Annotated in this window: 21 protein-coding genes; 19 read left to right on the top strand and 2 right to left on the bottom strand. The window is 56.0% G+C overall.

What is annotated here, in order from left to right:
* Positions 1–106 precede the first annotated feature (106 nt).
* The 12 genes from MNU25_RS15285 (at position 107) to MNU25_RS15230 (ending at position 12,557) form a co-directional block, all read left to right on the top strand.
* Positions 107–1,369: a competence/damage-inducible protein A gene (locus MNU25_RS15285; RefSeq protein WP_240985855.1), complete on the top strand. Its 1,263-nt coding sequence runs from the start codon at positions 107–109 to the stop codon at positions 1,367–1,369.
* Positions 1,366–2,961 (top strand): DEAD/DEAH box helicase, encoded by a 1,596-nt coding sequence (locus tag MNU25_RS15280; protein ID WP_240985854.1) that lies wholly within the window; start codon positions 1,366–1,368, stop codon positions 2,959–2,961. Before MNU25_RS15285 ends, MNU25_RS15280 begins: the two co-directional genes overlap by 4 nt.
* 372 nt (positions 2,962–3,333) lie before the next feature.
* Positions 3,334–4,374 carry a recombinase RecA gene (gene recA / locus MNU25_RS15275; protein WP_240985853.1) on the top strand — a complete coding sequence of 347 codons (1,041 nt, stop codon included), beginning with the start codon at positions 3,334–3,336 and terminating at the stop codon, positions 4,372–4,374.
* A 139-nt stretch (positions 4,375–4,513) separates the two neighbouring features.
* Complete coding sequence (locus MNU25_RS15270; RefSeq protein ID WP_240985852.1) at positions 4,514–5,005, top strand: regulatory protein RecX; 492 nt, start codon at positions 4,514–4,516, stop codon at positions 5,003–5,005.
* Positions 5,006–5,211: 206 nt separating this feature from the next.
* Positions 5,212–6,780, top strand: coding sequence for a ribonuclease Y (gene rny / locus MNU25_RS15265; protein ID WP_372503558.1), 1,569 nt, complete (start codon positions 5,212–5,214; stop codon positions 6,778–6,780).
* A gap of 189 nt (positions 6,781–6,969) precedes the next feature.
* Positions 6,970–7,497 carry a hypothetical protein gene (locus MNU25_RS15260; RefSeq protein WP_240985851.1) on the top strand — a complete coding sequence of 176 codons (528 nt, stop codon included), beginning with the start codon at positions 6,970–6,972 and terminating at the stop codon, positions 7,495–7,497.
* A 118-nt stretch (positions 7,498–7,615) separates the two neighbouring features.
* A complete protein-coding gene (locus MNU25_RS15255) occupies positions 7,616–8,395 on the top strand; it encodes a TIGR00282 family metallophosphoesterase (RefSeq protein WP_240985850.1) in 780 nt (259 codons plus the stop codon).
* A 162-nt stretch (positions 8,396–8,557) separates the two neighbouring features.
* On the top strand, positions 8,558–8,818 hold the full coding sequence (gene spoVS / locus MNU25_RS15250; RefSeq protein ID WP_006715678.1) for a stage V sporulation protein SpoVS: 261 nt from the start codon (positions 8,558–8,560) through the stop codon (positions 8,816–8,818).
* Positions 8,819–8,968: 150 nt separating this feature from the next.
* Positions 8,969–9,919 (top strand): dipeptidase, encoded by a 951-nt coding sequence (locus MNU25_RS15245; RefSeq protein ID WP_240985849.1) that lies wholly within the window; start codon positions 8,969–8,971, stop codon positions 9,917–9,919.
* A gap of 258 nt (positions 9,920–10,177) precedes the next feature.
* Positions 10,178–11,038 carry a PHP domain-containing protein gene (locus MNU25_RS15240; RefSeq protein ID WP_240985848.1) on the top strand — a complete coding sequence of 287 codons (861 nt, stop codon included), beginning with the start codon at positions 10,178–10,180 and terminating at the stop codon, positions 11,036–11,038.
* Positions 11,039–11,052: 14 nt separating this feature from the next.
* On the top strand, positions 11,053–12,228 hold the full coding sequence (locus MNU25_RS15235; protein WP_240985847.1) for an aminotransferase class I/II-fold pyridoxal phosphate-dependent enzyme: 1,176 nt from the start codon (positions 11,053–11,055) through the stop codon (positions 12,226–12,228).
* Positions 12,229–12,269: 41 nt separating this feature from the next.
* Positions 12,270–12,557 (top strand): translation initiation factor 2, encoded by a 288-nt coding sequence (locus MNU25_RS15230; RefSeq protein ID WP_372503557.1) that lies wholly within the window; start codon positions 12,270–12,272, stop codon positions 12,555–12,557.
* Between the two features lie 44 nt (positions 12,558–12,601).
* On the opposite strand, the gene MNU25_RS15225 is transcribed toward MNU25_RS15230, so the two are convergent.
* Positions 12,602–13,117, bottom strand: coding sequence for an HD domain-containing protein (locus MNU25_RS15225; protein ID WP_240985845.1), 516 nt, complete (start codon positions 13,115–13,117; stop codon positions 12,602–12,604).
* A 217-nt stretch (positions 13,118–13,334) separates the two neighbouring features.
* On the opposite strand from MNU25_RS15225, the gene guaB reads away from it, so the two are divergent.
* From guaB to MNU25_RS15190, 7 genes are all read left to right on the top strand, one after another.
* Positions 13,335–14,786: an IMP dehydrogenase gene (gene guaB / locus MNU25_RS15220; RefSeq protein WP_240985844.1), complete on the top strand. Its 1,452-nt coding sequence runs from the start codon at positions 13,335–13,337 to the stop codon at positions 14,784–14,786.
* Between the two features lie 425 nt (positions 14,787–15,211).
* On the top strand, positions 15,212–15,547 hold the full coding sequence (locus tag MNU25_RS15215; RefSeq protein ID WP_240985843.1) for a hypothetical protein: 336 nt from the start codon (positions 15,212–15,214) through the stop codon (positions 15,545–15,547).
* A 13-nt stretch (positions 15,548–15,560) separates the two neighbouring features.
* On the top strand, positions 15,561–16,712 hold the full coding sequence (locus tag MNU25_RS15210; RefSeq protein ID WP_240985842.1) for a glycerate kinase family protein: 1,152 nt from the start codon (positions 15,561–15,563) through the stop codon (positions 16,710–16,712).
* A gap of 124 nt (positions 16,713–16,836) precedes the next feature.
* On the top strand, positions 16,837–17,418 hold the full coding sequence (locus MNU25_RS15205) for a TetR/AcrR family transcriptional regulator (protein WP_240985841.1): 582 nt from the start codon (positions 16,837–16,839) through the stop codon (positions 17,416–17,418).
* Between the two features lie 205 nt (positions 17,419–17,623).
* The gene (uppP, locus tag MNU25_RS15200; RefSeq protein WP_240985840.1) at positions 17,624–18,403 is read left to right on the top strand and encodes an undecaprenyl-diphosphatase UppP; all 780 of its coding nucleotides are present in this window, start codon (positions 17,624–17,626) and stop codon (positions 18,401–18,403) included.
* A gap of 253 nt (positions 18,404–18,656) precedes the next feature.
* Positions 18,657–19,409: a hypothetical protein gene (locus tag MNU25_RS15195; protein ID WP_240985839.1), complete on the top strand. Its 753-nt coding sequence runs from the start codon at positions 18,657–18,659 to the stop codon at positions 19,407–19,409.
* Between the two features lie 60 nt (positions 19,410–19,469).
* Entirely contained in the window at positions 19,470–20,609 is a 1,140-nt protein-coding gene (locus MNU25_RS15190; protein ID WP_240985838.1) for a DmpA family aminopeptidase, read from the top strand.
* A gap of 123 nt (positions 20,610–20,732) precedes the next feature.
* Here MNU25_RS15190 and MNU25_RS15185 read toward each other — a convergent pair whose 3' ends face one another.
* The gene (locus MNU25_RS15185; RefSeq protein WP_240985837.1) at positions 20,733–21,635 is read right to left on the bottom strand and encodes a LysR family transcriptional regulator; all 903 of its coding nucleotides are present in this window, start codon (positions 21,633–21,635) and stop codon (positions 20,733–20,735) included.
* Positions 21,636–21,774 lie beyond the last annotated feature (139 nt).

Raw genomic sequence — 21,774 nt, 5'->3', positions numbered from 1 at the left:
TCGGTCCAAAGAGAATAACCTTTGGTCAGAAAAGAATAACTTTTGGTCCGGAGAGAAATAACTAGGAGGTGTAAGTTGCATCTTAAACGGAGGGTGATACAATAGTATGAAGGCTGTGATCCTAGCGACGGGTACGGAACTTTTGCTCGGACAGACGTTGAACACCAGCGCCCATTATCTCACCGGAAAATTATCCTCTTTGGGCATTGAGGTTGATTATCATATCACAGTGGGCGATAACCCAGAGCGAGTAGAGGCGGCTCTGCATAAGGCCCTGGGTTGTTGTGATCTGTTGGTAACCACCGGAGGTCTGGGTCCTACCAAGGACGACTTGACGAAAGAACTGGTGGCGAAAGTTTTGGGTTTGGGGCTGGAATTGGATCCTGCGAGCTTGGAGCAGATCAAAGCATTTTTTGCCAAGCGCAGGGGTCCGATGCCGGCGGGCAATGAGAAACAAGCGTACTTTCCCCGCGGGGCCAAGATTCTGCCCAATCCCATCGGAACCGCGCCTGGTGCGGTTATCGAGCAGGGTGGGAAAACGGTTGTCATCTTGCCCGGGCCGCCCTTTGAAATGCAACCCATGTTTGAGAACCACGTTCGGCCCGAACTGGAGAAGCGTTTGGGCCGCGACGCGGCGCGGATGCGTGTCCGGGTTCTCAAAGTGTTCGGCATGGGTGAGTCCGCTATTGAAGAAGTTCTGGGTGACTTGATGCAGCGGTCTGATCCCGGCCTGGCTTTGCTGGCCAAGCGGGCGGAAATGCACATTCGCTTGGTAGCCCGTTCTCCGCAGAAGGATCGGGCCTTGGCCCTTTTGGACGGGGCTGAACGGGAGATCCGCTCCCTTCTGGGAGACAAAGTGTTTGCCCGGGACGAGGAGACGATGGTCGGGATCGTCGGGCGTTTGCTTAAGGAACGGGGCTTAAGGATCGCGACGGCGGAATCGTGCACCGGCGGATTGTTGGGTGCGGCATTGACGCGGGAACCCGGCAGTTCGGGGTTCTATTTAGGCGGGGTCGTAAGTTATGCCAACGCGGTTAAAGAAGGGTTGTTAGGGGTCAAACAAGAAAGCCTTGACTCCGTGGGGGCCGTCAGCGAGGAGGTGGCCAGGGAGATGGCAGAGGGCGTCCGTGTGCGCACAGATGCAGATCTGGCGCTCTCGACCACAGGAATCGCGGGGCCTGACGGGGCAACGCCGGAGAAACCGGTGGGATTGGTTTACATTGGTTTAGCGAGCAGGGAAGGCGTGCAAGCGAGGAGATTCCAGTTCTATGGGGAAAGGGAATCCGTACGCCAGTTGACAGTGCAGGCCGCCCTGGACTGGGTGCGCCGGCTGCTTGGTCCAGTCGGAAAGGAGAACTTTGTTTCATGATGGTTGAACGGTTACAAACTTTTGGCGAGATTACTCTTAGCAAACAGGTGTTGCAGGCATTGTCGGAGATGGGTTTTGAAGAACCGTCTCCGATCCAGAAAGAAGCGCTGCCCCTGGCTTTAAACGGGGTGGACCTGATTGGGCAAGCTCAGACAGGTACGGGTAAGACGGCGGCCTTTGGAATTCCGATCACGGAAAAAGTGAATCCTAAATTTCAGGCGGTGCAAGCCCTGGTTCTGACACCGACCCGGGAGCTGGCTGTCCAGGTGTCGGAAGAAATCGCGAAAATCTGCAAGTACAGGCACATTAAGCCCCTGCCTATCTACGGCGGACAGTCTATCGATCGGCAGATCCGGGCCCTGCGTTACGGCTGCCAAGTGGTGGTCGGCACTCCGGGGCGTTTGCTGGATCATTTGAACCGCGGTACTCTGCGGCTGCCCTATGTCAAGACCGTGGTCCTGGATGAAGCGGACGAGATGCTTGATATGGGCTTTATCGAGGATATCGAAAGCATTCTTAAAGAGGTCTCGGCTGAGGATCGCCAGCTGATGTTGTTTTCGGCTACGATGCCCCTGGAAATCCGTCGTTTGGCACAACGCTACATGAGGGAACCTCACACCATTACGGTCAGCCGGGACGAATTGACGGTGCCGCTTATCGATCAGGTATTCTACGAGACGCGGGAAAAGATCAAGGTGGACGCCCTCTGCCGCATCATCGATACGGAAGATATCGGCCAGGGAATTATTTTTTGCCGGACCAAGCGGGGTGTCGATGAACTGGTAGCGGCCCTGGAGGCGAGAGGTTATTTTGCCGAGGCGTTACACGGGGATTTGAGCCAACAGCAGCGGGATCGGGTGATGAAACGTTTCCGGGACGGGAAGACCGAACTCCTGGTAGCGACGGACGTGGCGGCCCGAGGTCTGGATATCGATAAGGTGACTCACGTCATCAACTTCGATATTCCCCAGGACCCGGAAGGCTACGTGCACAGGATCGGGCGCACCGGGAGGGCCGGGCGCAAAGGTCAGGCGATCACTTTGATTTCGCCGAAGGAATACCGGCAGCTCCGGTTGATAGAGCAGTTGATCAAGACTCGCATTCGCCGACAGGAACTGCCTTCCCTGTCGGACATCAGTGAAAGGCAGGCCGAGAACCTGAAAAACCAGCTGATTAAATTGATCCAGAAAAACCATTTGGGTGCTTACCGCTCCATTGCCGGGGCCTTGCTGGAGGAATACGATTCGATGGAAGTGGCGGCCGCGGCCCTCAAGTATGCCGTGGAAGGTCCGGATGCGGAACAGCGGGAGGAAGATGATGAAATCTCCTTTGGCAATACCGGAGCCGCTGCCGGCATGGTGCGCCTGTTTATGAACATCGGGCGTGTCCAGCAGATCAGGCCTCAGGATATTGTGCGCTGGATTGCCGAGGAAAGTGGGGTTCCGGGTAACATCATCGGCATGATTAATATTTACGACAAGTTCACTTTTGTTGAAGTGCCGGAAGAATATGCGCAAAGAGTTCTGGGCTGTATGCACCAAAATATGATCAAAGGGCGCAAGGTGAACGTGGAACCGGCTAAAGCCAGATAAGGAGCAATCTCTGCAGAAGCCGACTTTTCTTTGCGCTTTATACTCCGAGCCGGGCCGGCGGAAAAGACGGAACGGATTCAACCTTACTCGCGAGAAGTCCCCTCCTGTTCAGGGAGGGGACGATTGCTATGGGTAACAACGATAGGGACGTACTGCAGCAACACAGGCAGGGGTTGTCCGTCTGTGGAGTCGCGGACGTTTGGGCGAGTTCAGGACGGATATGTCGATTTCCGGGAGTAGAGTGAGAGCACGTTGGCGAAGTAACGCTTTTTCTGTCGAGCGATTGTGGGTTGACAAGCAGTATGAATTCAATTATAATATAATCGAACAAATGTTTGTATTTATGGTCTTGAAAAACTGAGGAGGGATGGGATGTCCGGAACTGACAAACTGAAAGCCCTTGATATCGCCTTGGGCCAAATTGAAAAGCAGTTTGGCAAAGGGTCCATTATGAAACTGGGCGAGGCTTCGGCGAAAATGGCGGTTGAGACGATCTCCACCGGTGCTCTGGCTCTGGACATTGCTTTAGGCGTGGGCGGAGTGCCCCGGGGGAGGGTGGTGGAAATTTACGGACCCGAATCTTCGGGAAAAACCACCGTGGCCCTGCATATTGCGGCGGAGGCACAAAAGGCAGGGGGCGTGGCCGCTTTTATCGATGCCGAACATGCTTTGGATCCGGTCTACGCGCGGGCGCTCGGACTAAACATCGACGATCTCCTGGTGGCTCAACCGGACACGGGCGAACAGGCTCTGGAAATTTGCGAGGCCCTCGTCCGGAGCGGAGCGGTGGACGTGGTTGTGATCGACTCGGTGGCCGCCCTCGTTCCGCGGGCCGAGATTGAAGGGGAAATGGGGGATTCCCATGTCGGTTTGCATGCGCGGCTGATGTCCCAGGCGCTGCGCAAGCTGACGGGGGCCATCAGCAAGAGCCGGACCTGCGTTATTTTTATTAACCAGATCCGGGAAAAGGTCGGAGTGATGTTCGGTAATCCCGAGACGACCACCGGCGGCCGCGCCTTAAAATTCTACGCCACGATCCGACTGGACGTGCGCCGGCAGGAGACGCTCAAGCAAGGTCAGGAAATGGTGGGCAGCCGCACACGGGTCAAGGTCGTCAAAAACAAAGTGGCCCCTCCCTTCAGGATGGCGGACTTCGATATCATGTACGGACAGGGCATTTCCCGGGAGGGCAGTATCGTCGATGTCGGCACGGATATGGAGATTATCAACAAGTCGGGAGCCTGGTATTCCTACAACGGAGAGAGGTTGGGACAGGGCAAAGAGAATGTCAAGGAATTCCTGCGTCAACACCCGGAAATTGCCAATGAAATAGAGGGACGGATCCGAAGCAACATCAGCAGTGCGGTTCCGGCTTCGGCAGAGGAGGAGGCGGACCCGGATAACGCAGACTGACGTTGGGGTGTGATCCTGACTGCCGATCGATGTGTAATCCTGACTGATGACTGGGGTGCCGCTTGAGTGAGGGAGGTGACCGGCGACGGGCTCTTTCAAGAACAAGGAAACCTGTGCCCGAGGCCCCCGAAAAGATGCTTTGGAGGCAGCGCTCGACGCTCTCTCACGCAGGGCCCTGACGCGCCATGAGGTCCAAGAGCGCCTTGACGGCAAGGGCTATACTTCCGAGGAAAGCCTGGGGGCCCTGCGGCGCTTGGAAGAATGGGGTTACCTGGATGACCGCCGTTTGGCTCTCGGTTACTGTCAGGCCCGCGCGCGGGATGGTTGGGCGCAGGCCCGCCTGCGTCTGACTCTCAGCCGGCGGGGGGTGGACAGGGCGGTGATCGACGAAGTGTTGGCCGAAGTCTATGCCGAGGGGCTGGAACTGGAGTTGTGTATCGAACAGGTCCGCAAACTGCGGGAAGAGGAGGAAAAGAAGGCCGAACGCCGAAGGCGCCCCGGGGAGGCACACTTCGGAGCGGGGCTTGCAGCCGCTTCACCGCGGCAAAGAATCGGGGCTAAGCTTTTGCAAAGGGGTTTCCCGATGGACGTCGTGGTGAAGGCACTTGACAATTTTTACAAACCGAATTAAAATGTTATTAGAGACCGCTCCTCTGGTAAATGCTAACCTTTAAAAGGTTTTTCTTATAGATTTCAGCGTAGTTAGGCTAAAAATTGGGGGTTTTAACTAGCGAGCGAGAGTTTGTAGGAAATTGGGTTTGCCCGATATCTTTGAAAGGTTGCTTTGGGGGGGACTGGTCGAGTTAACCAGTCTTTTTTGTTGTTATTTTAGTTTTATTGGCGGGAGGTGAAATTTTGGAGAGTATAGGGATCATTATTTCTATTGTACTATTGCTTGTCGGTTTGGTGCTCGGGGTGGCGGCAGGTTGGTTTATGCGCAAGGTCACAGCCGAGAAAGCCATCGGTTCGGCTGAGGAAGAGGCCAAACGGATTGTGGGCATTGCCCAGACGGAGGCCGAGGCCAAAAAGCGGGAAGCCGTCGTTGCAGCCAAAGAAGAAACCATGCATATGCACAACGAGGTTGAGAAAGAGATCCGGGAACGGCGTAACGAACTGCAGCGTTTGGAAAGGCGTTTACTGCAAAAAGAAGAGACGCTGGATCGCAAAATGGAGTCTTTGGAACGTAAGGAAGACAACATGCACCGCAAGGAAGCCGAGGTTGACCATCAGCGGGAGGAACTGTCCCACTTGGTCGCCAAGGAACAGACTGAGCTCGAACGCATATCCGGCTTGACATCGGACGAAGCCAAGGAAATTCTTCTACATAGTGTTGAAGAAGAAGTGCGTTATGAATCCGCTATTATGATTAAGGATATTGAAAGTAAGGCCAAAGAAGAAGCGGAGAAACGGGCGAAGAACATTATTGCGCTGGCTATCCAACGCTGTGCGGCGGATCATGTGGCCGAGACGACCGTATCGGTGGTTGCCCTTCCAAATGATGAGATGAAAGGCCGGATCATAGGGCGTGAAGGAAGGAATATTCGGACTCTGGAGACCCTGACGGGCATCGATTTAATTATCGACGATACACCCGAGGCGGTAATTCTTTCGGGATTTGACCCCATTCGCAGGGAAGTGGCCAGGGTAGCGTTGGAGAAGTTGATCATCGACGGCCGCATCCATCCCGCGCGGATTGAGGAAATGGTTGAGAAAGCCCAGAAAGAGGTTGAACAGCGCATCCGGGAAGAAGGAGAACAGGCTACCTTTGACACAGGGGTGCATGGCTTGCATCCTGAACTGGTCCGCATGCTGGGCAGGCAGAAGTTCCGTACCAGTTACGGGCAAAACGTTTTGAAACATTCCGTCGAGGTCGCTTACTTGGCGGGTCTGATGGCGGCGGAACTCGGAGTGGATGTCCAACTGGCCAAGAGGGCCGGGCTGCTCCATGATATCGGCAAGGCGGTTGACCATGACACGGAAGGGACTCATGTCCAAATTGGGGTTGAAGTAGCCAAGAAGTATAAAGAATCTTGGGAAGTCATTCACGCGATTGAAGCTCATCACGGAGACGTGGAACCGAAAACGGTCGTGGCCGTGCTGGTGGCGGCTGCCGACGCGGTGTCGGCCGCCAGGCCGGGTGCCCGGCGGGAAACTTTGGAAGCTTACATTAAACGGCTGGAAAAGTTGGAGGAGATTGCCGAGACCTTTGAGGGAGTGGAGAAATCCTACGCTATTCAAGCCGGCCGCGAGATTCGCATCATTGTAAAGCCCGACAAAATCGACGATGTCTTGGCTCCCAAGATTGCCAGGGAGATTAGCAAGCGCATCGAAGAAGAGTTAGAATATCCCGGACAGATTAAAGTCGTTGTAATACGTGAAACCCGTGCGGTGGATTATGCCAAATAGCAGTCTGCCGGCGGAGTACAGACGTAAAAACAGGCCGCGGGCCTGTTTTTACGTCCGCGGGGCAGCGCCTGCCTCCCGGCTCTGAAAACAGGCCGGGTAAATGTCAGAACGTGCCAGAAGGACTTTGCCGCTTGATGCCGAATACCTTACATAATTCGCAGAAGGAGAGGAAAAAGGAGAGGGAAACAGATGGCGGCGCTGAGCTTGCAGTATAAGGACGGCAGACAGGTGCCGGAAGGGGCCGGTTTGCTCATTTCGATTTTGGTGCGCTATGCTGAAGTGGGTTCTATATATTATTGGCAGGAGAAGCATGCTCTGAAATTTACCTTTTTGCTCATGGGAGCGGAAGGACAGGCAGTGGAGGGACTCAGGAACAAACTTCCGCTCGCTTTGGCGGCTTTTCATGGCCTGGAGGGCAGCGCTATGACACTCTGCGGGGTGGAAAGCCGCTGCGAAGGGGATATTTATTCGCTTACCGTGACTAGGGATGTAGAGAGTATGACTCAGACGGAGGTGGGACTGATCGTCGATTTGCTCAGGTGTGAGTTTGGGGAGGCGCTGGTTCTCGACGATGCGGACGGAGCCATTCCGGAAGACGAATTGCTTTTTCAGGAGGAGCTGATCGGACGCCTGCTGGCCAAGATGCGGGATGACGAAATCGATAAAAACGTGGTTGCGGTTCGCGACGAAGGCCGGGTTTTGGTTTTCAAGAATTAGCCGGTGTTACGCGTCCGGAGGCCTGGCCCACAGACACGTTCAAAGACCTTGCAGTGCTTGCCAATCGGTTGCTTTTAGGAAAAGACGGAGCCGCTGGGTTACGGAAGGGGAATCGTTCATGATCGTATTGTTCATAGGGGACATTGTCGGGAAAACCGGGCGCCAAGCGATCAGGGCTTTGCTTAAACCGGTGAAAGACCAATACGAAGTGGAATTCACAGTCGCCAACGGCGAAAACGCCGCGGGTGGAAATGGTTTGACCAAGGAAGTGGCCCAAGAGCTCTACGGAGCAGGCATTGATTTCCTTACCATGGGCAATCACGTCTGGGACAAAAGGCAGATTATGGATTTCATCGACCGTGAGGCGAGGTTGGTGAGGCCTGCCAACTATCCGGCCGGGGCCCCGGGACAAGGGTATGGATTTGTGCGCCTGCACGGCTTTAAAGTTGGGATTCTCAATCTTTCGGGGCGGGTCTATCTTCCAGCGCTGGACGATCCCTTCAGCGGAGCGGTTCGCTTGATTAACCTGATGCGCCAGGAGAGTCCTTTGATTCTGGTTGACTTCCACGCCGAGGCTACCTCGGAAAAAATTGCTTTAGGCTGGTTTTTGGATGGCAAAGTCAGTGCGGTGTTGGGGACTCATACTCATGTGCAAACGGCCGATGAGCGCATTTTGCCCCAGGGCACGGCCTACATTACGGATGTGGGTATGACCGGCCCGCGGGACTCCGTCCTCGGTGTTAAGAAAGAGGTCGTCATCAACCGCTTCCTGACCCAGCTGCCGGCAAAGTTCGACATTGCCGGCGGGGTCATGCAATTGAATGCCGTCCTCCTGGATCTGGACGAGGAGACCGGAAAAGCACGCCGGATCGAGAGGGTGCAGCGTTTTGCCGAGTGAGTGAACCGGAATGTTGAGGGCGGATGGCTAAAGGAGCGCAGCTATTCCCGAGGAAAAATCAGAAAATTCTCTGAGAATAAAGGACTTTTTGATTTTGTCGCGAATATCTAGCAGAGGCGAAGTGGAAATACATGTCAATGAGCAAACAGGAGGTTGTAGTTTATGGACGTCTTAAAAGTCTCAGCTAAGTCAAGCCCGAATTCTGTCGCCGGTGCGCTGGCCGGAGTACTTCGCGAACGAGGGGGTGCGGAATTGCAAGCGATCGGAGCAGGAGCCCTCAACCAAGCGGTGAAAGCCGTGGCCATTGCACGGGGATTTGTCGCTCCGAGCGGGGTGGACCTAATCTGCATCCCGGCCTTCACGGACATTCAGATTGACGGAGAAGAACGGACAGCGATCAAGCTCATCGTTGAACCGCGTTGATTGCAGCTTTCCGGCCTGTTTGCCCAGCAAACAGGCTTTTTCGATTCCTATCCGAAAAACCTTTTCAGCGTGCTGCCTGAGCGGGCGGTCTACGGCTGTTTCTTCATCCGCCGGAATTTGCTGCGGCAAGCATATAGGGGGGCGTTTTTCATGAATAAACCTTACGTGATTGATGGCCATTGTGACAGCATAGGTGATTACTCTTCGGAGCGGCGGAGCCTGCGCGGTCAGGAAGGAGGGCAGTGGGATTTGGAAAGGGCCCGCCGGGGGCGTGTGGGTGTCCAGTTCATGGCAGCCTTCATCGAAAGCGAGTATAAACCGGCGCGAGCGACGATGCGCGGCTTGGAACTGATTGCCGCGTTGCACCGTTTTGTCTCGGATAATGGGGAAAGGGTGTTTCTCATTCAAGGCAGGGACGACCTGAAACGGATCGAGCCGGAAAGCAAAACGGGTCTGTTATTGAGTGTGGAGGGCGGGGAAATCCTGGGTGAGAGCCTCTTCCTGCTGGACATCATCCACCGGCTGGGGGTGCGGGCTTTGGGCCTGACCTGGAATCAGCGCAATGCGATTGGGGACGGGGTGGGAGAGCAGGGGAGTCAAGGCCGTTTATCGCATTTTGGCGAGAGAGTGGTTCGGCGGCTCAATGAGTTGGGCATGATTGTAGACGTTTCCCACCTCAACGAAGCAGGATTTTGGCATGTTCTCGAACTGTCGTCCGCTCCTATCGTCGCCTCTCATTCCTGCGCCAGGGCGCTTTGCGACCATCCCCGCAATTTGACGGACGGGCAGTTGAAGGCACTGGCCCGGAACAAGGGAGTGGTTGGGCTGAATTTTTGCCCAGCCTTTCTGTCGGATTCAGGGCGAGCGGAGCGCCGGGATGTCGTCCGGCACATTTCACACATCGCCGAGGTGGCCGGAGTGGACGTGATCGGGCTCGGCTCGGATTTTGACGGGATCGCGGAGACCCCGGACGGTTTGGAAAATGTGAGTACCCTGCCGCTCCTGGCGGAGGATTTGGAACGGGCGGGATTTTCCTCCCAGGAGATCGGGCAGATCTACGCGAAAAATTTTGAGCGGTTATTGTCGAATGTGCTAAGATAAGAAAGGATAGACTGAAAGTAAGCGCGGCGCGAGGGTTGATGCGGGTCGGGTCCGCCGGGGGTATAGCCTTTGGATTCGGCTGCCTATTGCCCTCAGGTTCCGCCTGTGAGATTTCGTGCGCGCTGCCGGACAGTCCGTTGGACTGTTGCGGCGGTGCAAGCGGCAAAAGATCCTGAGAGCCGGAAATTACGAGGAGGTTTCGAGGAGTTTTCGAGGCGGAAAACGGGACAAAAAGTGGTGGGAAAAGGAGAAGGTAGAGTGGCGGCGGAAGTTCAAGCGGATTTGCATTGCCACACGACGGCTTCCGACGGGCTTTTTACCCCCGGGGATGTCGTTCGCCTGGCAGCCCGGATCGGTCTCAGGGCGGTTGGTATTACGGATCATGATACGATAGCGGGCTGGGAAGAGGCGGAAACGGTCGGAGAAAAAACCGGAGTTGAGATCGTGCGCGGTATCGAGCTCAATACGGAGTGGCAGGGCCGGGAAGTTCACATTTTAGGTTATCAACCCGACGGCGGTTCTGCCCTCCTGAGGGAGCGCCTGGCGAGTTTGCGCCTGGGCAGAGAAGGAAGAATCAGGAGGATACTGGAAAGACTTTCCCTTTTGGGCATCGAGATCGAGCCGGAGGAAATTTCTCGGGTGGCCACGGGGGAGTCCGTAGGACGTCCGCATGTGGCGCAGGTTCTGATCGCGCACGGCTGCGTCGGCAGTATCGGGGAAGCGTTTGAACGCTACCTCGGGCGGGGGGCTCCGGCTTATGTTCCGCGCCCGAAGCTGACTCCGGAAGAAGGAATCGGCCTCGTCCGGGCAGCCGGCGGAGTAGCTGTTTTGGCACACCCGGGGCTCGGCGGGCTGGCCGGCAGGATTCCTTTTTGGGTTACGGCGGGTCTGCAGGGAGTGGAAGTATATCACTCCGAGCACAGGGAGGCGGAGGAAAGGGCCTTATACAAAATTGCCCTGGACTTGAACTTGATCATGACCGGAGGTTCGGATTTCCATGGGGAGAAACGCAAGCCCGCCGCCAAACTCGGAGGCTGGGGAGTATCCATGGCGGTCGTGCGCCAAATCAAGGAATGGGCGCTCAGTCAACGGCTCGAGCCGGAAAAGTTAGGTTGTTGAGGGGGAATGTTTATATGTTGGCGCAGAGAATGCAGGGGCTGGGAGTTTCTGTTTTTTCCCGCCTGGATGAGCTCCGTTTGGATTTACTCAAGCAAGGAAAGGATTTAATAAACTTAACGATCGGCAGTCCGGACCGGCCGCCGGCTCCCTCGGTTCGGGAGGCTCTCAGCAGGGCTGCGCTTGACGAAAGGAACTACGGGTATACTTTGACCCGGGGAAGTGCGGAACTGAGGGAGAGCTGCGCGATCTGGTACAAGCGCCGTTTCGGTGTCGACCTGGACCCCGAGCGGGAGGTCCTGCCTTTAATGGGTTCCCAGGACGGATTGGCGCACGTGTTTTGGGCTTACATCGATCCGGGAGACCCTGCGCTCATACCGGACCCCGGCTACCCCATCTATACGGCCGGTTTGCTCCTGGCGGGCGGAGTAAAGATACCTCTGGCCCTGCGGGCGGAGAACGACTTCTTGCCGGACCTGGAGGAAGTGGATCCCGGGACGGCCCGGCGGGCTAAGATCCTGTTTCTGAATTATCCCAACAACCCGACTGCAGGGGTGGCGCCGCTCTCTTTCTTCCAACGGGTCGTGGACTTTGCCCGCCAATATCATATTCTCGTTTGCCACGATGCCGCTTACTCGGAACTTGCCTTTGAGGGGTACAGGCCGGTCAGTTTTCTGCAAGCCGAGGGTGCCAAAGAGGTGGGAATCGAGTTTCATTCCCTGTCCAAGACCTACAATTTTGCCGGAGCCCGTCTGGGCTTTGCGGTGGGTAACGCCCCAGCCGTGGAGGCACTGGCAGCGGTCAAATCGAATATCGATTACGGAGGGTTCGCCCCTGTCTTGCGGGCCGCGGTCGAGGCTCTGGCCGGCCGGGCGGAGGTGGAAGAGACAGTGGCGGAGAACCGCCGGGCTTACCAGCGGCGCCGGGATGTTTGGTTGGAAGGCTGTGCCCGGGCGGGATGGACGATACCTGCTCCCCAGGCCTCGATGTTCGTGTGGGCACCGGTGCCGGGGGGCGGGGACTCGTTCCGCTTTGCTGTTGACTTGGCGCGGGAGGCCGGAGTGCTGGTAGTTCCCGGCGTGGCCTTCGGTACTCACGGGGAGGGCTATGTCAGGGTTGCTTTAGTTCAAGAGGAATCTGTGATGCGGGAAGCGACCGAACGAATCGGGCGGTTTTTGGGGCAAAAGGGTTAAAACGTTCTCCCCCGGCATAGAATATTATTGGAAATACGATGATGCCGGGGGTGCGACGGGATTTGGAAGAGCAAGAAGAACTTACGCTGCTCAGAGTGCGTGTCAAAGAGTTGGAACAGCGGGTTGAGCATTTGCGTGTCAGCCGCAGGGTTCTGATGAACCTTCTGGAAAAAGTGGAGCGGGAAAAAATCGCTCTCATCCATAACCTGGAGAAAGAAAATGTCCGCTTGCAGAGGGATAACAGCCGGTTCGCCAAATGGTTGTTCTCGAAAAATCGCCAGATTGTGGAACTGCAGGAAAGGATAGAACTCAATCAAAAGAAAGCATGAAACCGTCTCGCGGGGTTTCATGCTTTTTTGCCCGTATTTTCGTTTCAGCAGCGGTCGTCCGCCTCAGCCAGGAGGCGCCCAAGAGGGGTGCGCGGCTGATGATGCTCAGCTATGAGGCGGCAGACCTCGTCGTTCAAGCCGGCTTGATGGGCCAGCCGGCTGCCCCAGGCCGGATGGAGCTGAGCCAGGCGCAAAGGGGAGGAGACGACTTTGGGGCCCCGGAGGAGACGGGTTTGCACCTCCTGAGGAGATTTTTGGCAGCACACGACCAGAACACGCTGCCAGAGGCGGAGCGGGAAGAGAGATTTGCCGCAATCATGCAACAAGGCGGCCTGGAGCAAGGTCCTCCGTTCATTGGGCGGCAGAGCCGGGCCCCGGTTGTCGATTATGGCGGCAACTTTGAGAGAGTGCCGCCGTTCGGCGGGAGACTGGCGCAAGAAAAGCGCGTAGGCGGTTGCGGGGAGGAAATGGCGCGCGCGGCTTAGGTCCTCCCGTCCGAAACGGGCCCAAAGCACATCGATGAATTGTCCGCTGCGGTAAAAGATGCTCCGGCCGCGCACTCTGCGGGTACCCTCCCTCCGAATCGGTTGTTGCCCGGATGATTGTCCACTTACGATTCTACCCGAGGGCCGGCAGGAACGCAAGCGGGCCGGGAAGGCGAGACGGCAGAGCTGCACAATTTTCGAGGAGATTGTCTAAAATAACCTATTAAGCGCGCCGGTTATCTGTTATACTAATGAGAAATCGAAAAATGGGAGATTAGGAAAGGAGCCTGACATGTCGAGCCGCATTATTGGAGAAGGATTAACATTTGATGACGTTTTACTCGTCCCCGCCAGGTCCGAGGTATTACCGAGGGATGTGGATGTAAGCTCTTATCTCACGCAGAAAATCAAATTGAATATCCCGTTAATGAGTGCGGGGATGGATACAGTGACGGATGCCCGCATGGCTATTGCGATAGCGCGGGAGGGCGGCATCGGCATTATCCACAAAAACATGAGTATTGACGAGCAGGCACTGGAAGTGGACCGGGTGAAACGCTCGGAGCACGGTATTATCACGGACCCCATTTTTCTCCATCCGGAACAGAAAATTCAGGATGCCTTGAACTTAATGGCCAGATACCGGATTTCGGGTATCCCGATTACGGTGGGTATGAAATTTGTGGGAATTCTGACCAACCGGGACCTGCGTTTTGAGAAAGATTACCAGCGCCGGATTGAAGAGGTTATGACCAAAGATAATTTGGTCATCGCTCCCGTCGGCACGACTCTGGAGGAGGCAAAAGAACTTCTGAGCAAACACAGAATCGAAAAACTGCCGATTGTTGACGCCCAGGGTGACCTCAAAGGGCTGATTACGATTAAAGACATCGAGAAAGCGCGCCAGTACCCCAATTCAGCCAAGGATGAGCGGGGGCGTCTGAGAGTCGGGGCGGCCGTGGGGGTTACCGACGATACCATAGAAAGAGCGGAGGCTTTGCTGAAGGCGGGAGTCGATGTTCTTGTGGTCGACACCGCCCACGGCCATTCGGTCGGGGTTCTGAGGACGGTTAAGGAAATGCGTCACCATTTCCCGGGGGCGCAAATCATTGCCGGAAATGTGGCTACAGCCGAAGGGACCCGGGATTTGATCCAGGCGGGAGTCGATGCCGTCAAGGTGGGCATCGGGCCGGGGTCCATCTGTACGACCCGGGTCGTGGCGGGGATCGGCGTGCCGCAGATCACAGCGATCATGGATTGTGCGCAGGAGGCGGACAAGCAGGGAATTCCGGTCATTGCCGACGGGGGAATCAAGTTCTCGGGCGATATCGTCAAAGCTTTGGCGGCCGGCGCGGGGGTGGTTATGGTCGGCAGCCTGTTCGCCGGAACCGAGGAAAGCCCGGGTGAAATCGAAATCTATCAAGGGCGAAGTTTTAAAGTGTATCGCGGTATGGGCTCGATCGGGGCTATGAAAGAAGGCAGCCGGGATCGCTATTTCCAGGAAAAGGATCAGAAACTGGTTCCGGAGGGGATCGAGGGAAGGGTTCCCTATAAAGGCCCCCTGGCCGAGACGGTCTACCAAATGATCGGAGGGCTGAGAGCAGGCATGGGTTATTGTGGGAGCGCCAATATTGAAGCCTTGCGTACCAAGACCAGATTTATCCGCATGACGGCGGCGGGATTGAGGGAGAGCCATCCCCATGATGTGACGATTACCAAAGAATCCCCCAACTATAGCTTCTAAGGTTTGGGGGCCGCCGTGCTTCGGAGAGGGTGATATCCGGATTCACTCGTCTATAGCCTCAGGCTTAAGGGCTCACCCCGAGACGGATCCTCAAAACCCCAGCATAGTCGCTTGGGCTCCGGAGACCGGAACGGGTGCCGCGGGGACAGAGGTCCACGAGAGGGTGCCGCGGGGACAGAGGTCCATGAGAGGGTGCCGCGGGGACAGAGGTCCATGAGAGGGGTGCCGCGGGGACAGAGGTCCATGAGAGGGGTGCCGCGGGGACAGAGGTCCATGAGAGGGGTGCCGCGGGCCGAGGTGAGACCGGAACGGATGCCGCACAACGATGGGGAGTTAACCCGGAGTAGAGAATAAGGGTCACACCTGGGGTATGGGAGAATCGGTCTTGGGGGGAGGGTTTCCTGATAGCTCGGATGGAGGGCGGCATGCGGCTCAATTTTTGGCGTTACGGGGCTATCCTTTTTCTTTTGTATTTTATTTGGAGCGGCGTCTTTACGGCGGAGACTTATTTGAGTCAAGTGGCGTTCAACTTTGCCGTCTTCTATCCGGTCGGATTCCTGGCCGGATATGTGGAGCAGAAAAGCGGAATCAGAGAGGTCTTGACGGCCGCCCTTGTTTACAATGTGCTGACTTATGTTCTAACCTATCTGGCCGGGATAGCGGTGCAGGATTGGAGTATGGTCGGGGTCGATTTTTTGAGCCTGGTCATCTTCGTCCTGATTGGGGTCTGGATGGGGCTGCGCCTGAGCCGGCAAAATTGAGGGAGGAGTTCCGGTGCGTATTGTTGTGGCTCCGGATTCTTACAAGGGCTGTCTGAGTGCCCTGTCAGCGGCCCGAGCCATGGAACGCGGGGTGAAACGCGTATTCCCGGAGGGCAGGGTGGAAGTAATCCCGATGGCAGATGGGGGAGAGGGGACCGTGGACGCCGTTCTGGCCGCGGCGGGCGGAGAGAAGGTGAAGCTCACGGTTTCCGACCCGCTGGGTCGTCCGGTGGAGGCTGTGTACGGTCTTCTCGATCAAGGGCGGACCGCGGTCATTGAGATGGCCGCGGCTTCGGGGCTCCCATTGCTGACGGCTGAAGAGAGAAATCCGCTCGTCACCACGACCCGGGGCACGGGGGAATTAATTAAAGACGCTCTGGACAAGGGAGTCGGGAAGATTCTGATTGGGATTGGCGGCAGCGCGACCAATGACGGCGGAGCGGGGATGGCGCAGGCTTTGGGCGCGAAATTGCTTGATGCCCGGGGTTTGGCTCTGGGACCGGGCGGCGCAGAGTTGGCGCGCCTCACCGGCATTGAACTTGCCGATTTACATCCCAGAGTTCAGGATGTTGAGTTTGAAGTGGCTTGTGATGTGCAAAATCCACTTTGCGGGCCTCAGGGGGCGAGCGCGGTCTATGGACCGCAAAAAGGGGCCACGGCGGAGATGGTGCGGGAGTTGGATCAAGCCTTGGCCAACTGGGGACGTGTGCTCGGTCAGGTACAGGGGCGCGACCTTCTCGGCCTCCCGGGCGGCGGTGCCGCGGGAGGGCTGGGTGCGGGCCTGGTCGGCTTACTAGGGGCAAGCCTGAGGTCCGGTAGCGAAATCGTTTTGGAAGCGGCCGGGGCACGGGAGAAAATGGCGGGAGCCGACTTGGTCCTGACGGGGGAGGGCAAGACGGATTTCCAAACCGGGTTTGGTAAGGTTCCGGCCGGAGTGGCGGCTTATGCCCGCCAAGCCGGAGTTCCGGTCCTAGTCCTCTCCGGGGCCGTGGAAGGAGACCCGAACCTTCTGGCCGCGGCGGGCATAGAAGCGTGTCTGAGCATCGCGGAGGGCCCGACTAGCCTGGGCGAAGCCTTGAGCCGGGCGGAGGCCCAGCTGGAACGCGCGGTTTGGCGGACCCTGCTGGTTTGGAAGCTGGGCTATGAAGCCCGTCATTCGACCTGAAGCGTTTTTCCGGAGAAAAATTTATGCAACCTTGCGCCCACTGGCAGGAAATTTCTGGATGATAACGAAATATAACAGAAATTGGTTCCGGCCGGAGGAAAGATTGCGCGAGGGGGAAGGTCAAATGGCGGATTTGTCACGCCGCGAGAGGAAAAAACAGGAGACCTCGGAAAAGATATTCACGGCGGCTATGCAGTTATTTCGCAAGCAGGGATTGGAGCGGACTTCGATCGAGCAGATCACGGAGTTGGCGGACGTAGGCAAAGGCACTTTTTACAATTATTTCGGTTCCAAAGAGGCTGTGATCTTGGAGTTCTCCCGGCGGGCCTACCGGGATATTCTGGAGAGCCGGCGCGAAAAGGCCGATCTTTCCACCCGGGCCAAACTGGAGAGTCTCTTCGATTATTGGGCGGATTTCGTGACGGACGAACGTGAAATCGCTTGGGTAGTGGTTCGCAGCCGCGAAGGAGCGGAGTTCGATATGGGGCTGCACTACGGCTTGCAGGGCATCCTGGCGCTCGGCCAACGGGAAGGAGAAATAAGCCCGAATTACGACCCGGCGTTTTTGGCGGAGATGTTGGAAGGTATTATGATCCAGCATTTTATGAGTTGGTACGTTACCGGGGACGGAACCTTGAAAGAGGAATTGAGACAGGCTCTCAGTGTCTTTTGGGACGGCTTGGCGGAGGAGAGGTGCCGGGCTTAGAAGAAAAGCGCTAAGCTTGGGAGCAAAGTGCCGCGCTTATGAGAAAAGCACTGTGCTTTGAAGCAAAATGCTGTGCTTGGCGGAAAAGCGCTGTGCTCCGGTGCAAAGTGCCGGCGAGTTTTACCGTTTTCGTTTCTCAACCTGAACGCTTATGATATAGTGGTATAAAGTCGTGGTCTAATCATAAGAGTGGGAGGTTGAAAACGTGACGGTTTTTCAAGCGGTGGTTCTCGGCATCGTTCAGGGTTTAGGTGAATTCTTGCCTATTTCCAGCTCAGCACATCTTATTTTGGTTCCTTGGCTCGCAGGGTGGCCGGTTCCCGGTTTAACTTTCGATGTTGCCTTACACATGGGGACGCTGTTGGCTGTGGTCCTTTATTTTTGGCATGACTGGCTGAACCTTATCCGCTCTGCCCTCCGCCGGAGGCCTTCGGAAGAAAAACGCCTTTTTTGGTATCTGGTAGTGGCTACTATTCCGGGGGGATTATTTGGCGTGCTTTTGGAAAAGAAAGCTGAGACCGTTTTCCGTGCGCCCGCCTTAATCGGGGCGCTTCTTGTTGTCATGGGTATTGTCCTCTATCTTGCCGACAAAAAACGTCAAGCCAGGAATTTGGACACGATGACGATAGGGGATGCGCTCTGGATCGGGTTATCACAAGCCTTGGCCATTTTGCCGGGGGTTTCGCGTTCCGGGAGTACCATAGCCGCGGCCCGCTGGCTTCATCTCAGCCGGGAGGCTGCCGCGCGCTTTTCTTTCCTGATGTCGACTCCGATAATTTTGGGGGCGGGGATCCTCAAATTGCGCCACCTGACCCCGGCGGCTCTGAACCTGCCCTTTATTGCGGGAGTACTTTCTTCTTTCGTCGTTGGGATTCTCAGTATCTCCTTTTTTCTCAAGTTCCTTAGGCACAATAACCTGAATATTTTCGTGGGCTATCGCCTGATTTTGGGGTTGGGTGTAATCCTGCTGGCGGTATTCCGCTAACCGGGCCGGGACAATCGGAGGATATCTGTTTGCATACATTAAAAAATTAAATACCCGCTAGGTTAGGGAGGAATTTTCAGTTTAAAAGACGAAGTGTTAGACGAAGTGTCATACGAAGGGTCATGCGAACTGCTCTTCGGAGTGTCAGGAGTGTTAGCAGACGAAGAAACGGACATAAGGGGACCGTCGTTTGGTTCCTGAGGAGCCCGGAAGGGCCCGAGGTGTTTAGTCAGGTGGAGGGGGAAAAGGGGCTATGAGTGATCAGGTCTTCGATGAACACGTGGCGCTGCTCTATCAATGGATCGGCCAACGCTTGAGCAGCTGCCCGACGCGGGACGGAATTGCTTTCTATCACCGTACTGATAAGGTACTGAAGGTGGTTAGACAGAAAAAAGGGTGGCATCTTCAGTTCAATGTTCCGATACCCGAGCGTCCGGGCATGGTCGAGCTCACACCCGAAGAAGTCCGACGGAAAAAACTGGGCAAGACACGCTGGGTGTACAGGGGAGAATCTGACTCCGATGCGCACGAATTGGTCCTGGCGGCTTTAAATGGCCTGCCGCACCGCCAGCTGATCGATCCGGCCATGAGCCGGGATGATGTGAACACGGTTTGCCGGGCAACTTGTCCCTGCTTAAAAAAGATGGAGCATTTGACGATGAACCGGGCTTTGCCTGAGGATATCCGGTCCTCTCTCCAGGCAGCGTACAGTCTCCTTTTGTCCGGAGAAAACGTTCGATTTCTTCAAGCCGCTCAAAAGGGGATCGAGGATGTGACTGCGTTTCTCCTGAGACAAAGGGGAATTGAGCCGGGCGAAATGGGTGTGGCGGCCAAAGTCGATAAGCTGATCGAATTGCAGGTTGTGGCTAAATATTTACGCGATGAGGTTGAGATGCTCTTTGCCCAACCCAGTTACGAACGCTTTTACAGCAGCCAGGAGCGGGCTTATCCACTGGCGCTTATGTTTATTTCCCTCCTGAGCAAGCTGGCCAAAGCCTGTTCTTGACGTTTGGCTCAGGGTTCTAAGGCCCCTCTCTTCCCCATAGGGTTGAGGGGGGTGATTTTTGTGTTGCGTCAACCCGAATGCCGGGGGAATAGCTTGGCTGGGGCATCCGGGGCAGCGGGACGGCTGAGCCCGCGCGCGCTCGGCTTGTGGCTCGGCGCTCTGCCGGCGGGAAAGCTCAATGACCTGACCGACGTGCCGGGAGTTACGGTCGGGCATGTTTCCCTCATTCGCGGCCAGGGCCCGCTGGTACCCGGACAAGGGCCTGTGCGCACGGGGGTCACCGCCGTTCTTCCGCACTCTGGCAATCTGTACCGCCGGCCTTGCCGGGCTGCGGTTTTCGTCTTTAATGGGTTCGGCAAGTCCATAGGGGTTCCATACATACGGGAAACGGGGCTCATCAATGCTCCGATCCTGCTCACGAATACGTTGAGTGTCAACGATGTGGCGAACGGAGTGATTGACTATCTCTTGCGGCAAAACGCCAAGATCGGTAATAATGCCCGGACACCGGATATTGTGGTGTTTGAGTGTGACGATTCCTATCTGAACGATATTCGTGGCCGGCACGTGAAACCCTGGGATGCCGTCCTGGCCATAAAGAGGGCGGCCGCCGGGCCGGTGGCGCAGGGGAATGTGGGTGCGGGAGTGGGTATGTCCTGCTTCCAACTGAAGGGAGGGATCGGCAGTGCCTCCCGGCTGATCACGGGGAAGAACGGGAGAAGGTTTGTCTTGGGCATGCTGGTTTTGGCAAATTTCGGCCTGCAGGAGGATTTACTTGTTAACGGGGTGCCTGTCGGAAGGTTGCTTCCGGCCGAGGCGAGCGGCTCGTACGTGCCGGGTTCTCTCATCAGCATCGGGATCACCGATGCTCCTCTTTCCAGCCGGCAGTTGGAAAAGCTGGCTGAGCGTACGGTTTTGGGGCAGGCCCGTACGGGTTCACTTTCGCGTCCCGGCAGCGGGGATTTTGCTTTGCTGGTGAGCACCGCCTCTTTGTCGGAGTGCGAGAGCGTCTCAGATTGGGAACTGGACGGGTATTACCAGGCGGTGGCGGAAACGACGGCTGAAAGTATCTGGAATGCCATCTTCCTGGCGGAAACGATGGTGGGGAGGGACGGGCATCTCAGGCGGGCCTTGCCTTTGGGGGAAACCCTGACGGTCATCAGAAATTGGGCGGGGGGCTTGGCGAATGGAGCACCTTAGTGCCTGAAGAATCGGCTTGGGCTAAGATACGGATTCCTAAGGTTTAGTGAAGGAAGCTGCCGCTCAGGCTTGGTTAAGGAAGTTGTCGCCGAAGGATTGGTAAAAGAAGTTCTGAATCCAAGTTCAGCACAGGAAGTTCTTATCCGCGTCGGTGACAAAACTGAGGAAACGTTTGGCCGCGGTCGACAAAGATTTGTGCACGGGATAGACGACATAGTAAGTGAGGGACATGGGCAGGCCGGAGACAGTCAACACCCGCAGAGTATGGGCTTCCGATTCTTTACGCACGCTGAGCCGGGGCACCACGGCCGATCCCAGTCCCGCGGCCACTGCGTTTTTGATGGCGTCGATGCTGCCCATTTCTGTCACGACATTCAGTTCGGGGAGTGAATGCCCCTGAAGTTCTAAGACGTTCGCCAGTATTCTTCGTGAGCCGGATCCTTCCTCACGCAGAATCAGGGGTAGTTGAAGAAACTCTTCCAGGCTCAGGCTTTCACCCCGACAAGGATGATCTGCGGGCAGGATGAGGACGAGTTCGTCACTTGTCACCGGGATGGCTGCCAGTTCCGGTATGACCACATCTCCTTCCAACACCCCAATGTCTACCTCGTCCGCGTACAGTTTGCGGATAATCTCCACAGAGTTGGCTATGTCCAAGCGAACGGTCAATTCAGGATAGCGTTCTTTGAAGAAGTAAATGCTGCAGGGCAATGCCACGTTGCCGATGGATGTGCTGGCTCCCACTACCAGTTGGTTATTCTCCCGTAAAAGTACTTTTTCCAGTTCCGTTTCCATCTCGTTTTGCAAATCCATGATGCGTTGCGCATAGGCATAAAAGGTTTCCCCGGCTTTTGTCAAACAGACGCCGTGGGGTGTTCTCTCAAAAAGCTGACCTCGATAGTATTCTTCGAGGTTTTTGATGTGTGTACTCACGGCCGGTTGACTCATGTGCAGCATCTTAGCCGCTTTGGAAAAACTTCGTAAGCGAGTAACCGCGCAAAAAATCTCTAATTGGAAGTTATCCACGTCAACACCCACCTTAAAGCAAAGGCAAAAAGCAAAAGAAACCTAATGTTATTGTAAGGCGCACAACGGCAAATGGCAACGCATAGGGAGACCTATGATCCGATCCATAAACATAAGTTATAGTAAGATAAACATTTCA

Origin of the sequence: Acididesulfobacillus acetoxydans (assembly GCF_902729405.1) — a bacterium.
GTDB classification, from domain to species: Bacteria; Bacillota; Desulfitobacteriia; order Desulfitobacteriales; family Desulfitobacteriaceae; genus Acididesulfobacillus; species Acididesulfobacillus acetoxydans.
The sequence above is the reverse complement of the archived record's forward strand: the minus strand, read 5'-3'. Positions and strand labels throughout refer to the sequence as shown.